At 28.3% G+C, this 11,796-nt stretch carries 11 protein-coding genes; 7 read left to right on the top strand and 4 right to left on the bottom strand.

What is annotated here, in order from left to right; all coding sequences use genetic code 11:
- Positions 1-5 precede the first annotated feature (5 nt).
- The 7 genes from rsmD to AXF11_RS07080 all read left to right on the top strand — a co-directional run bounded on the left by rsmD (position 6) and on the right by AXF11_RS07080 (position 7,529).
- Positions 6-557 carry a 16S rRNA (guanine(966)-N(2))-methyltransferase RsmD gene (gene rsmD / locus AXF11_RS07110; protein WP_068156417.1) on the top strand — a complete coding sequence of 184 codons (552 nt, stop codon included), beginning with the start codon at positions 6-8 and terminating at the stop codon, positions 555-557.
- Positions 558-686: 129 nt separating this feature from the next.
- Entirely contained in the window at positions 687-908 is a 222-nt protein-coding gene (gene xseB / locus AXF11_RS07105) for an exodeoxyribonuclease VII small subunit (protein ID WP_068156416.1), read from the top strand.
- A gap of 78 nt (positions 909-986) precedes the next feature.
- Positions 987-1,904, top strand: a complete 918-nt coding sequence (locus tag AXF11_RS07100; RefSeq protein WP_068156412.1) for a polyprenyl synthetase family protein — start codon at positions 987-989, stop codon at positions 1,902-1,904.
- Positions 1,905-1,936: 32 nt separating this feature from the next.
- Positions 1,937-2,641, top strand: a complete 705-nt coding sequence (locus tag AXF11_RS07095) for a hypothetical protein (protein ID WP_068156410.1) — start codon at positions 1,937-1,939, stop codon at positions 2,639-2,641.
- A 122-nt stretch (positions 2,642-2,763) separates the two neighbouring features.
- Positions 2,764-3,540, top strand: a complete 777-nt coding sequence (locus AXF11_RS07090) for a polyphenol oxidase family protein (RefSeq protein ID WP_068156408.1) — start codon at positions 2,764-2,766, stop codon at positions 3,538-3,540.
- Positions 3,541-4,091: 551 nt separating this feature from the next.
- The gene (sppA, locus tag AXF11_RS07085) at positions 4,092-5,882 is read left to right on the top strand and encodes a signal peptide peptidase SppA (RefSeq protein ID WP_068156405.1); all 1,791 of its coding nucleotides are present in this window, start codon (positions 4,092-4,094) and stop codon (positions 5,880-5,882) included.
- A gap of 36 nt (positions 5,883-5,918) precedes the next feature.
- On the top strand, positions 5,919-7,529 hold the full coding sequence (locus AXF11_RS07080) for an Rqc2 family fibronectin-binding protein (protein WP_068156402.1): 1,611 nt from the start codon (positions 5,919-5,921) through the stop codon (positions 7,527-7,529).
- Between the two features lie 318 nt (positions 7,530-7,847).
- Here AXF11_RS07080 and AXF11_RS07075 read toward each other — a convergent pair whose 3' ends face one another.
- The 4 genes from AXF11_RS07075 to AXF11_RS07055 all read right to left on the bottom strand — a co-directional run bounded on the left by AXF11_RS07075 (position 7,848) and on the right by AXF11_RS07055 (position 11,778).
- The gene (locus AXF11_RS07075) at positions 7,848-9,653 is read right to left on the bottom strand and encodes a peptidylprolyl isomerase (RefSeq protein ID WP_068156399.1); all 1,806 of its coding nucleotides are present in this window, start codon (positions 9,651-9,653) and stop codon (positions 7,848-7,850) included.
- Positions 9,654-9,727: 74 nt separating this feature from the next.
- Complete coding sequence (locus tag AXF11_RS07070; protein ID WP_068156395.1) at positions 9,728-10,582, bottom strand: hypothetical protein; 855 nt, start codon at positions 10,580-10,582, stop codon at positions 9,728-9,730.
- Positions 10,582-11,277: an ABC transporter ATP-binding protein gene (locus AXF11_RS07065; protein ID WP_068156393.1), complete on the bottom strand. Its 696-nt coding sequence runs from the start codon at positions 11,275-11,277 to the stop codon at positions 10,582-10,584. Before AXF11_RS07065 ends, AXF11_RS07070 begins: the two co-directional genes overlap by 1 nt.
- 204 nt (positions 11,278-11,481) lie before the next feature.
- Positions 11,482-11,778, bottom strand: a complete 297-nt coding sequence (locus tag AXF11_RS07055; RefSeq protein WP_068156387.1) for a PG0541 family transporter-associated protein — start codon at positions 11,776-11,778, stop codon at positions 11,482-11,484.
- Positions 11,779-11,796 lie beyond the last annotated feature (18 nt).

Here is an 11,796-nt window from a genome sequence, read left to right as displayed (position 1 = left end):
AAAAGATGAGAATTGTTGCAGGAAAGTTAAAAAATAGAAAAATCTATTCAAGGGAAGGAAGAGACACAAGACCGACGTTGGAACGAATAAAAGAAGCGATATTTAGCATACTTGGAAAACAAATTGACGGCGCAAAATTCTTAGATCTATATTCTGGGACTGGAAATATTGCGATAGAAGCGCTCAGCCGTGGAGCTAAAAGAGCAGTAATGATAGAAAAAGACAAAGATGCACTAAGAGTAATTATCGAAAACATAAATAATTTAGATTTGGCAGAAAGTTGTAGAGCCTATAAAAACGATGTTTTCAGAGCAATAGAGATACTTGGCAGAAAAAATGAAAAATTTGACATAATCTTTTTAGATCCCCCATACAAAGAAAATATTTCGACAAAAACGATTGAAAAAATCTTTGAGTACAAAATACTTGATGAGAACGGAATTATAATTTCAGAACACGGAGTTTATGAAAAGATGCCAGAAAAAATAGAAAAATTTGTAAAATATGACGAAAGAGATTACAATAAAAAAATCGTCAGTTTTTACAGTTATGAATAATTAATAAAAAATAATAATAATTAAATATATTAAAATATATTTTGAAGAAAAAAGATAAAATTATTATATTATTTAGGAAAACATTCATCTACTAAAAACACAAAAATAAAAAAGAAAGGAAGTATTAAAATGGCAGCAAAAAAACAAACTTATGAAGAGAATATCGAGCAAATTGACAAAATTTTAGAAAAATTGGAAAGTGAAGACTTATCGCTGGACGACTCAATTGCGGAATATGAAAAAGCGATAAAACTTATAAAAGATTCAGAAAAGTTACTGGAAATAGGCGAAGGAAAAGTATTAAAAGTTTTGGAAAAAAATGGAAAAGTGGAAACCGAAGATTTAGATTAGTTTTTCAAATCACTTTTTAAAAATTATTTTAGTTAGGGAAAAATCGTAAAAAAAATAAATGAAATGGTGTAAAAAACTATGTTAAAAGATTATTTAAAAGAAAAAAAAGAAATTGTGGAAAAAAATTTGCAAAAAAAATTGCAAAATTATAAATTTCCAAATAAATTGTCTGAAGCGATGAATTATGCTGTGATGAACGGTGGAAAAAGGCTTCGTCCCATTCTTATGTATATGATGTGCGATTTATTTCATAAAAGTTATGAAAGCGTGGAAGACATCGCAACTGCACTTGAATTTATTCACTGCTATTCACTTGTGCATGACGACCTACCTGCTATGGACAACGACATGTATCGCCGTGGAAAATTGACAACTCACATAAAATACAATGAGCCAGTGGCTATTCTAGTTGGCGATGTACTTTTGACGGAGGCGTTTAACATCGCTACTCATTCCAAGAAAATTAACGACAAAAATAAAGTGAAAATAATTTCAAAATTATCGGAATACTCAGGGTTTTATGGAATGGTTGGTGGACAATTTGAAGATGTGGAAATGGAAAGAAGATTAAAAGACAAAACAGAAAATAATGTCAACTTAAGTGAACATATTGAAAAAAATAAAAAAATGCTGGAATATATTCACGCGCACAAAACAGGTAAACTACTTACTGCCGCAATTGAGTTGCCATTAATTGCACTTGAAGTAGAAGAACCAAAAAAAGAAAAATTAGTGGAATATTCAAAATTAATTGGACTTGCTTTTCAAATAAAAGATGATATTTTGGACATTGAAGGAGATTTTATAAATACTGGAAAAAAATCAAATGATATAGAAAACGGTAAAATAACCTATCCAAGCCTTTTTGGCTTAAACAAAAGTAAGGAAATGTTAAACGAATGTCTAAATAAAGCAAGTAAAATTATCGAAGATAATTTTGGTGGAAACAAACTACTTTTAGAACTTACACAGTATTTTGGAAACAGAGAAAAATAAAAAATTTTGATTTAAAAAGGAAGTGAAAAATTATGAAAAAATTATTTATGATCCTACTTATGGCGCTGTCATTACAAATGTGTGCTCCAGACGTAAAATTAGATTATAACGTAACAAAAAGTGAAAATTATAAAATTTCAGAAAGAAAGATGAAAAAAAACTCTCTACAAGTAAAAGAAGCATTTGAAGAAGATCAAAACAAATTTAAGGATAAAGTGAAAGAACTTGCAACAAAAGTAATTGACGAACAGATAAAATCATCTTATCAAACTGGTGAAGATGCGATAAACATTCAAGTTGCAAAACAAATGGCAGTTAGAATGATAGAAAAAGGAATTGAATATCAAAAATCAAAAGTGGAAGAAATAAAGTTTTTTAGCGACAAAGAAGCACAAATTTCTCAAAAAGTAAAAGTTTTGGACAACTCTAAAATTCAAAAGCTTCAAAATGAACCTATGCTTTTTGGACTTGTGGCAAAAAAATTAAATTACAAAGATGTAAACGAAATGATTTCTAAAATGCAAGAAATGAACAAAAATGAAGCTTTTTCTAAAATCATGAATGGAATTGCTGATGTTATGGATGACGAAATGAAAAAAGAAGAAAATTACACACAAATAAGCTCAACTGTAAATATGGAAAAAATTAACGGAAAATGGCAAATTAAAGATTTAAATGAACAAATTAAAAATATAGAAATTATATTTTCAAATTTATCACAAGCCTTCAAAAAATAAAATTTTTCGATAAAGAATAAATATAAATTTTTCGATAAAATAAATTAAAATAATAAAATTTTCAGAAAAATATTTTGATGATTAAAAAATTTAAATAAAAGTAGATTTATAAGGGGACAATGATGTTTATAGAAAAAGAAAATCATTACTACATAGAGGAATTTGAAAAATTGGGAGTAAAGGCAATTTATACAAAAAAGAATGCTGGAAATATGTCAGATTACTGTCCCATTGAAAATCAAATTGAAGGAATTCAAAAAGAAAATAGAAAAAAATTATTAGAGCAGTTTGGATTTGAAAATAAGAAGTCTGTTATGGCGTTTCAAACGCATTCTGCAAATGTTTTTGTGATTGATGAAAATACAACAAAATATTATTATGAAAAGGAGTGCGACATTGATGGATTTCTCACAAAAAGAAAAGATATTGTCATTTTCACTTTTTATGCGGATTGTCTTCCAATTTTTGTGTATGACAAAAAAAATAAGGTGATTGGAGTGTGGCACTCAGGCTGGCCTGGAACATTTAAAGAGATGATGAAAAGTGGACTTGACAAAATGAGAAAAACTTACAAAATTGATCCAAAAGATGTCTTAATGGGACTTGGAATTGGAATACAACAAAAACATTATGAAGTTGGTATAGAATTTTATGAAAAATTTTCAGACAAATTTGGAGAAAAAAATGAACTTATAAAAAAATCTTTTAACTGGAACGAAAAAACTGGAAAATATCATTTTGACAACACGAAATTTAATGAAATTATGGCACTAAAACTGGGGATTTTAAAAGAAAATCTAGTCGTGTCAAATGAAGATACTTTTGATCCAAAATTTCATTCCTACAGAAGAGAAGGCAAACTAAGCGGAAGAGCTACCGCTATGATTAGTTTTATTTAAAAGTTTTTGATGGTTTAAAAATTTTAGGGGCAGATTTTTTAATTTCAAATTTTTTAGCTTATTTTTGATTACAAGATGTTATTTTGTTTAATATTATTTTTTTATTTTTTACATAAGGGGAAAGGACCGCCATTTCCCCTTATAATCCCCACGCTCGTCTAAGAATTTTTTTGAAGCAAAGCCGAAACTCGCACTAAACGTGCTCAAACAGTCGTCTTTACTCCAAAAAAATCACGACACCTTTTGTATAATAGTAAAATTTAAACCGTCGGAGCATTTTTATGTGCTGACAAAACTGTCTGAGCGTAAGCGAGTTTTTTGGCAGTGCATAAAAATGACTTGAGCCTTGCCGGGGTGCAGGGGTGCGGCGATGAGCACTTCTGCTTAAAAAAGAAAAAATTATTTTAGTAACTCTCTGGATTGAATGAAAAACTTAAAATAAGATTTTTTATTTACCCCTAACTATTTTACTCTGTCAAAAGTTTTTCTTAATTTGATATTTTATCTTTAAAATGTTATAATTTTTAATAACTTAAATTTGGAGGTAAAAAATGAAATTTTTTGATTTTATAAAAAAATTTTTTTGGTTCACTTTAAAAGAAACTTATTCGTTTTTTTTGAAATTGGCATTATTGATATTTTTAATTTTTATTATAGGATTTTCAGCGATAACGGTTGTAAATTCAAAATTAAAAGGTGAAAAGATCAAGAAAAATAATGATTATGTACTGTTTAATGTTTCAAATGTTGTTGAAGATAAAGTTATCGGATCAGATTTCCTTTCTGACAAAAAAGACATATCATATATGGATATTTTACAAAGTTTGGACGAGATAAAAAATGACAATTCCGTAAAAGGGGTTATTTTATCGCTGGACGACATCAATTTGTCTTCTTCTAAAGTTGAAGAACTTATGAAAAAGTTTTTGGAAATTAAACAAAATAATAAAAAAATATATGCTTTTGGAGCATATATCACAAATGCAAATTATAAACTGGCGTCCATTGCTGATGAAATTATTGCAGTTCCGTCTGCTTCAGCTAATGTTAATTTAACAGGATACAATTATTCTGACATCTATATGAAAGGACTTTTCGATAAACTTGGAATAAATATGGAAGTTGTAAGAATCGGAAATTATAAATCTTATGGAGAAAACTACGTTTCTAATCAGATGTCGCCTGAACTAAAATCGGAACTTACAAGAATTTTTGAAAATAGATACCAAAAATTTGTAACTGATATTTCAAAAAATAGAAATATTGATAAAAATGCTTTAAATGACGATATTGTAAGCGGTGTTGATACTAATCTATCAATTTTTGATGCAAGAGATAAAAAATTAGTCGATAAATTGGAACATTTTTCTGACTTTACGAAAAGGTTAAATATTAAAGAGGACAATGTTTCAGATATTTACGATTACTATGAAAAAAAAGTTAAAGATACAAAAGTTGGAAATGGCTCAAATGGGACAATTGCTGTGATTTATGCAGAAGGTTCAATTTTGTACGATGCAAGTGGCGTTACACAAGGTGTGATCACTCCTGACAATATCACTCAGAAACTTGAAAAAGCGATGAAAACTAAAAATTTGATGGGAATTGTGCTTCGTGTAAATTCTGGCGGAGGTTCGGCTTTGGCTTCAGAAGTTATCTATCAGGAACTTTCTAAAATAAATGTTCCAGTCTATGTTTCAATGTCTGATATGGCAGCGTCAGGTGGTTATTATATCTCAATGTCAGGTAAAAAAGTATTTGCCGACAATGCAACAATTACAGGTTCTATCGGTGTTGTTTCAATGGTTCCAAAATTATATAACACTCAAAGTAAACTTGGAATTTCAGCAAACAGCATAAGTAAAGGAAAATATTCTGATATTAATAACAGTTTTTCTCCGTTGTCTGAGGAATCAAAACAAAAACTTGTTCAGTCAATGCAACAAACTTATGCTGAGTTTAAATCTCGAGTTACAAATAACAGAAAAATTGATGAAAATGTATTGGAAAATTATGCACAGGGAAAAATTTGGCTGGGAGATGAAGCTAAAAATATAAATTTGGTTGATGGAATTGCAAGTCTTGATGAAGTTATAAAGATTATGGCAAAAGATTTAGGAATTGACAAAAGAAATTATGCAGTTGAAAATATTTATTTGGAAGAAGATCTGATGACAAAATTACAAGCACTAACTTCAAGAGTTTCTGAAAAATTCAAGTTATCAACTGAGCTAAAAGAAAAAATTCCTGAAACTAAAAAAGTGTTTGACGCTTATGATGTAGCTCTTGCGAACAAAAATAAACCACTTTATTATTTGCCATACAAATTGGAGCTATATTAAAAATTTATTTTAAAATTATAATTGAAAGGAGATAATATGATTTATTTGGACGGAATCGGAATTTCATTTTTGATTAAAGAAATTAAAGAAAAAATTTTAAGATATAAGATCACAAAAATTTTTCAATATAACAGAAATTCATTTTCACTCTTTTTTGGGAAAAATAATTTAATTTTTCAAGTGAAAGACAATTCTACAATTTTTTATTTGAAAAATGAAAAAGATTTGAACACTGACTATCAGTCAAAATTTTTATTATCTCTGAAAAAATATTTACAAAATTCAATTTTAATAAATATAAGACAGGAAAGTTTTGACAGAATTGTATATTTTGACTTTGAAAAGCTCAATCAGTTTGGAGATATTGAAAAATATACTCTCATTATGGAAATTATGGGAAAGGCAAGCAATGTCTTTCTCACTTGCCAAAATAAAATTTTATCTGCTCTTTATTTTACAACTCTTGAAATAGGAAACCGTGTTATTATGACTGGCGCAAAATACACTTTGCCATTTGAAGAAAAAAAAATTTCGCCAATTTATTTTGAGAAAGAAAATTTTCCTTTCAAAACAGAGGATTTCCTAAAAAAATGTGAAGGCGCTGGAATTCCGTTTGCTGTACAATGTGCAAGTAATTATGACACTTTTAAAAAATATTTGGAAAATTATAAACCTGTGATTTATAAAATTTCAAAAAATAAAAAAATGCAAAAAGTTTTTACTTATAATGAATTTTCTGAATTTGAGGAAAAAAAAGTTGACGAAAATGAATATTATGAAACTTTGAATGAAGGTCTTAACGAATATTTTAAAGCAACGATTACTTCAAATGTGCTTAATGAAAAGAAAAAAAATTTGCTAAAATATGTTGACACACAAATTAAAAAATTTAAGAAAATAAACAAAAATATAAATATCGATTTGAAAAAAAATGAGAATTATCAAAAATACAAGAATATTGGAAATATTCTAGCTGCAAATATGCACAAATTAAAATATGGAATGAAAAAAGTCACAGTTTTTGACTTTTACGCAAATGAAGAAATTACAATAAATCTTGATGCAACTCTTTCACCAAAAGATAACTTAAATTTTTACTACAACAAGTACAATAAAGGGAAAAGAACGCTTATAGCACTAAATGAAAGACTTATTGATATTCAAGATGAAATTAAATATTTTGAACAAATTAAGATGTTTATTGAAAAAGAGAATGATTTTATTGGAATTGAGGAAATTGAATCGGAGCTAAAAATGTCAAATTTCAATAACACAAAAAAAATTAAACTCAATAAACATAAAAAAAGGGAATTACTATCATTTGAATACAGCGGCTTTAAAATTTTTGTTGGAAGAAATAATAAGGAAAATGAAGAGATTACTTTTTCAAAAGGAGAACCAAATGACATTTGGCTTCATATAAAAGATATTCCTGGAAGTCATGTGCTTATCCTTTGTGGAAATCGAATTCCAAGTGAAGATGTCATTTTTCACGCCGCAAAACTAGCCTGTGAACATTCCAAAGCGCAAAAAGGCGACAAAGTTACAGTTGATTACTGTCAGAGAAAATTTGTGAAAAAAATAAAAAATAGCAAACCTGGAAATGTTATTTATACGAATTTTCATTCGATTTTAGTTGAAGTATAAAAAACTCATATAAACACGTTCCTTTCATTAATAGAAGCTTGAACAACTTTTCTATTATGCGGAACGTGTTTTTTATTATTTCATTTCTGTACTCACACAGCGGATAGTTCCTATTTTTCTATTTTCTACACATACACATTGTTGTACTACACTCTCAATTAAGAAAAAAAGAGTAAATCGGCTAAAATTTACTCTTTATTTACTACTAATTTTATATTTATCCTGCCTTCTACAAAAACTAACTTTAATCAAGTAAAAAATGTTTTTGACAAGATAAAAATCTTGAATCTATTTATTTTATCAGTACTTTTCATTAAATTAATTTATACTCGCAAGAATCTTGTCAGCAAACTCATGTGCTAATTCTAATCTTGCTCTTTCTTTTGAATTTTCAAAAGTTGCAGGTGTAAACGGTATTTCTGAAGTTTTTACAACTAAGAAATAGCCTATTGACGGATTATTCTTTTCAATAATTTGATTTACTTTGGAAGCAAATATTTTATTTACTAACTCATCATCTTTTCCAATTCCTGGAACTGTTTCACCTTTTACTAATTTTTTAAATCTTTCTTTTACACTAAAATTAAATTTTTCTTGTTTTTCAACTTGATCCCAAGTAGTTTTGCCGCTTTGGATTTGCGCTTTTAAGTCATTAATTTTTTGTGCAACCTTTTGTCTTGTAGCTTCCGATATAGCTGGTGTAATTAAAATATGACGAATTTTTGCAACATTTGGATTATTTGCATCTTTTGATTCAATGTAAATAATGTGATACCCAAACTGCGTTTGAATAGGCCCTGTTATATCTCCCGCTTTTCCGTTTTTCACTGCATTTGCAAATTCTGGAACAAGTCCTGATAAGTCAGTTGTTTCTCCCAAACTTCCGCCATTAGCAGCTGAACCAGGGTCTTTTGAGAATTCTTTTGCTTTTTGTGCAAAATTATCTTTATTTGTAGTTTTCATAATTTCCTGTGCCTGCTTTTTAGCATTTTCCAAATCCTGTGAACTTGGCTGATACTCATCACCTATCACATAACCACCAACGCTGTTTTTAATGCTGTAACTGTCTTTTTTTTGCTCAAATCTAGCTTTTAATGTTGCATCATCAGCTTTGAAATTGTCAATCAAAGAATTGTAATATCTTTTGGACAAATCTTGCAACTGTGCAACTCCCACAAGCTCTGGATCAGGTTTTACTCCTGCAGCTTTTGCTTTTACAGAAATTTTTACTAATTTATCCAATTCCACTTTCAAATTAGCTTTTACTTCGTCTAGTAATTTGTCAGAATACCCTTCCTGTGTTTCTGAAATTGTTCTTAAAATTCTCTCATTTACTGTTTTATTAAATATTTTGTATTCACCATTTCTTGCTACAATCACTCTGGAATCATTATATATTTTTTTTATTTCAGGATTTTGAAATTCAATTTTTGCTTTTTCAGTTAATTTTGTCAAATAAGAAGTTAGCAGTAAATCGTTTCTTTCTTGCTGTAAACTTTCTTTCAATTTAACTTTTATTTCATTGTAGTCTTTTCCAGCAAGCCCTGCGTACTGTTCTCTGTCAAATGCTTTTTTTACATCCGCATCAGAAAGCTGATATTTTGCAAACATTTTTTCCTGTAATTTTTTCATAATCTTATCTTGTTTTACTGCATTTTTGTACTCAGTCAGATTTCTAAACCCACGAGCTGCCAACGCATTTGCAAGATCTTCCTTTTTTACACCTTTAATTTCACTGTTTACTTGTTTATTAACTTCACCACTTGATACTTTTATTTTAAAATCAGATGCTGCCGAAATTAAAAGCGCCTTACTTATAAGATTTTGTAAAATTATTTCATCCGTTACGCTATCTGGGACATCTTTTAAATTTTCTTGTGGTACTCCCATTTGTGCTTTTTGCTGATTGATTTGTAAAAGCTGTTCTTTTAACATCTGTCTATACGACTCGAACTGATCTTTATAAATTTTTTGTTTATTAACTGTCGCAATAACTTCTCTATTCGACATTTGTCCAAAAATATTATTTTTCAAAAATAATATTGCACTTGCGAGCATTCCAATTGCAAATATAACTATCATAATAATAGACAACTTTTTAATCATTTTTCTGCTGTTTCCCATTTTCAAACTTTCCTTTCTTAAATATTTCCATTCTTTCTACTATCAATCATTATAGCACATTACAACTTTTTTTTCTATTCCAAATCTATTTTTTTGGAATGAATATAGTTTATAAGAAAGAAAACTCCAATATTTAGAAGAATTTCAATAATAATACAAATTATTCCATAATTTCTAACCAAGTCAAAAACCACAGCGACATCACCATTGCCTTTACTAGCAAGTGACTCTACTTTTAGAAAAAAACTTATCATTAATGAAAGATAAATTATCCCAATTATTACACCTGTTATGACATAAGTAACTATCCCCATAATAAGTTTATTTGATTTTACCAAATTTGCAAAAGTTACACACATCATAAAAATCCATGAACATAATAACTGATATAAGATTAAGCAAATTACAACAATTATTATTATTCCTACAATTTTAGGAAAATACGGGCTACTAAAAATTCGCTGTTTCATAAAATCTAACTCTGACTTTGGAATATCTACATTTTGACCACTTGCAAGAATGCTGTTAGATACTCCTATTATATAAAAAATTATGTAAAGTATTCCAGAAACAAAAGTCCAAAATACAAAGTTAAAATATTTTGCAAAAATTAAGTCTTTTGAACTTATCGGTAAAGAATTTATCAAATATCCTTCATTTCCATAAACTGAGTTATTAAAATTCGTTATCAAAATAAAAATTGTTAGAATGGAAACATATGACATCATTAAAAAAAACGAAAATGAAAATACCATTTTTAAAACATAAAATATGGCATAAACTGCATTTCCTTCTGATATATGGTTACTCATACGAATTACAACTGTTGAACATATTTGATTTACCACTCCAATTACAATTGCCACTAAATATAGCGGTACAAGCCGTCTGCTAATCGCTCTAAAATCATATTTAAACAATTTAAACATTATTTAAACACCTCCCTAAAATATTCATCAATGCTGACATTATGAGCTTTTTTTATATTTTCAATAGAATCATACAACAAAATATCTCCATTATTTACAAAAATTACTTCATCCAAAATTTTTTCCACATCGTTAATCAAATGCGTTGAAATAATAAGTGTCGCATTTTTGTTGTAAGTTTTTATTATCGTATTTAAAATATAATCTCTTGTAACAGGATCGACTCCCGCTATTGGTTCATCCAGTAAATACAATTTTGCTTCTCTGCTCATCGCTAAGATAAGTTGCACTTTTTCACGATTTCCTTTAGATAACGCTTTAAATTTTGCAGTTGTATCTATCTTTAAATCTTTTAACATTTCTTTTGCCGTTGCTTCATTGAAATCTGGATAAAAATCCACAAAAAGCTGAATCAACGAATCAATGTTCTGATTTTTGTCCAAATAATCTCTGTCAGGAAGATACGATATTATTTTTTTAGTTTCCACGCCTATTGGCAACCCGTCAATTAACATCTCCCCTGAAGTCGGCTTCAAAAGTCCCATAGCTAGTTTAATAAATGTCGTTTTTCCGCTACCGTTCGGACCAAGTAATCCGATTATTTTGTTTTTATTAACGGATAAATTAATACTATTCAGTGCTACATTTTCTTTATACGATTTTCTCAAATTTTTGCACTCCAATATTTTTTCCATAACCTTACATCCTTTCTAAATTTATCAATTAACACAAAAACATCTATAACATAAGGAATAAGATAATTTGTGCTTTTTTTAATTACAAAGTATTTTACCATAAATTTAAAAATATTTAAATAAAAATAAAAAATTTTTTTATTCTCTATGTTATTCCTAACTCTAAACAGTAAAAAAACCAGCATCTCTGCTGATTTTTTTACTTTATAAAATAATATCTTCTATTGGAAACATCACTGCTCCCATTGAAATACCTTTTCCTAAATCTATTTTCATAATTTTTATAAGCCGTAAAATTTCTTTTGCCTGTTCGTCTTCTATGTAGGCAATAAGCATACTGTCAGTTCCTGGCCAAACATGCGTATTAAAATGCTTAAAATTTTTACTCCAAGAACTATAAATTATTGGAACTATAAAATATTGTTCGATTCCGTATTCTCTCAATTCTTCTTTTAGTTTTTCAGTAAAATATGAATCGTAATATACTTCCACTCTTTTCATAGCATTGTCCTTTCCTAG

It is taken from the genome of Leptotrichia sp. oral taxon 847, assembly GCF_001553645.1.
Classification (GTDB): domain Bacteria; phylum Fusobacteriota; class Fusobacteriia; order Fusobacteriales; family Leptotrichiaceae; genus Leptotrichia.
Note: the sequence above shows the minus strand (reverse complement) of the source record. Positions and strands in the feature narration are given on the sequence as shown.

Coding starts and splice junctions, on each gene's coding strand:
- sppA (WP_068156405.1), top strand. CDS start 4,092: ATGAAATTTTTTGATTTTATAAAAAAATTTTTTTGGTTCACTTTAAAA.
- AXF11_RS07100 (WP_068156412.1), top strand. CDS start 987: ATGTTAAAAGATTATTTAAAAGAAAAAAAAGAAATTGTGGAAAAAAAT.
- AXF11_RS07080 (WP_068156402.1), top strand. CDS start 5,919: ATGATTTATTTGGACGGAATCGGAATTTCATTTTTGATTAAAGAAATT.
- AXF11_RS07055 (WP_068156387.1), bottom strand. CDS start 11,778: ATGAAAAGAGTGGAAGTATATTACGATTCATATTTTACTGAAAAACTA.
- rsmD (WP_068156417.1), top strand. CDS start 6: ATGAGAATTGTTGCAGGAAAGTTAAAAAATAGAAAAATCTATTCAAGG.
- xseB (WP_068156416.1), top strand. CDS start 687: ATGGCAGCAAAAAAACAAACTTATGAAGAGAATATCGAGCAAATTGAC.
- AXF11_RS07065 (WP_068156393.1), bottom strand. CDS start 11,277: ATGGAAAAAATATTGGAGTGCAAAAATTTGAGAAAATCGTATAAAGAA.
- AXF11_RS07075 (WP_068156399.1), bottom strand. CDS start 9,653: ATGGGAAACAGCAGAAAAATGATTAAAAAGTTGTCTATTATTATGATA.
- AXF11_RS07095 (WP_068156410.1), top strand. CDS start 1,937: ATGAAAAAATTATTTATGATCCTACTTATGGCGCTGTCATTACAAATG.
- AXF11_RS07090 (WP_068156408.1), top strand. CDS start 2,764: ATGTTTATAGAAAAAGAAAATCATTACTACATAGAGGAATTTGAAAAA.
- AXF11_RS07070 (WP_068156395.1), bottom strand. CDS start 10,582: ATGTTTAAATTGTTTAAATATGATTTTAGAGCGATTAGCAGACGGCTT.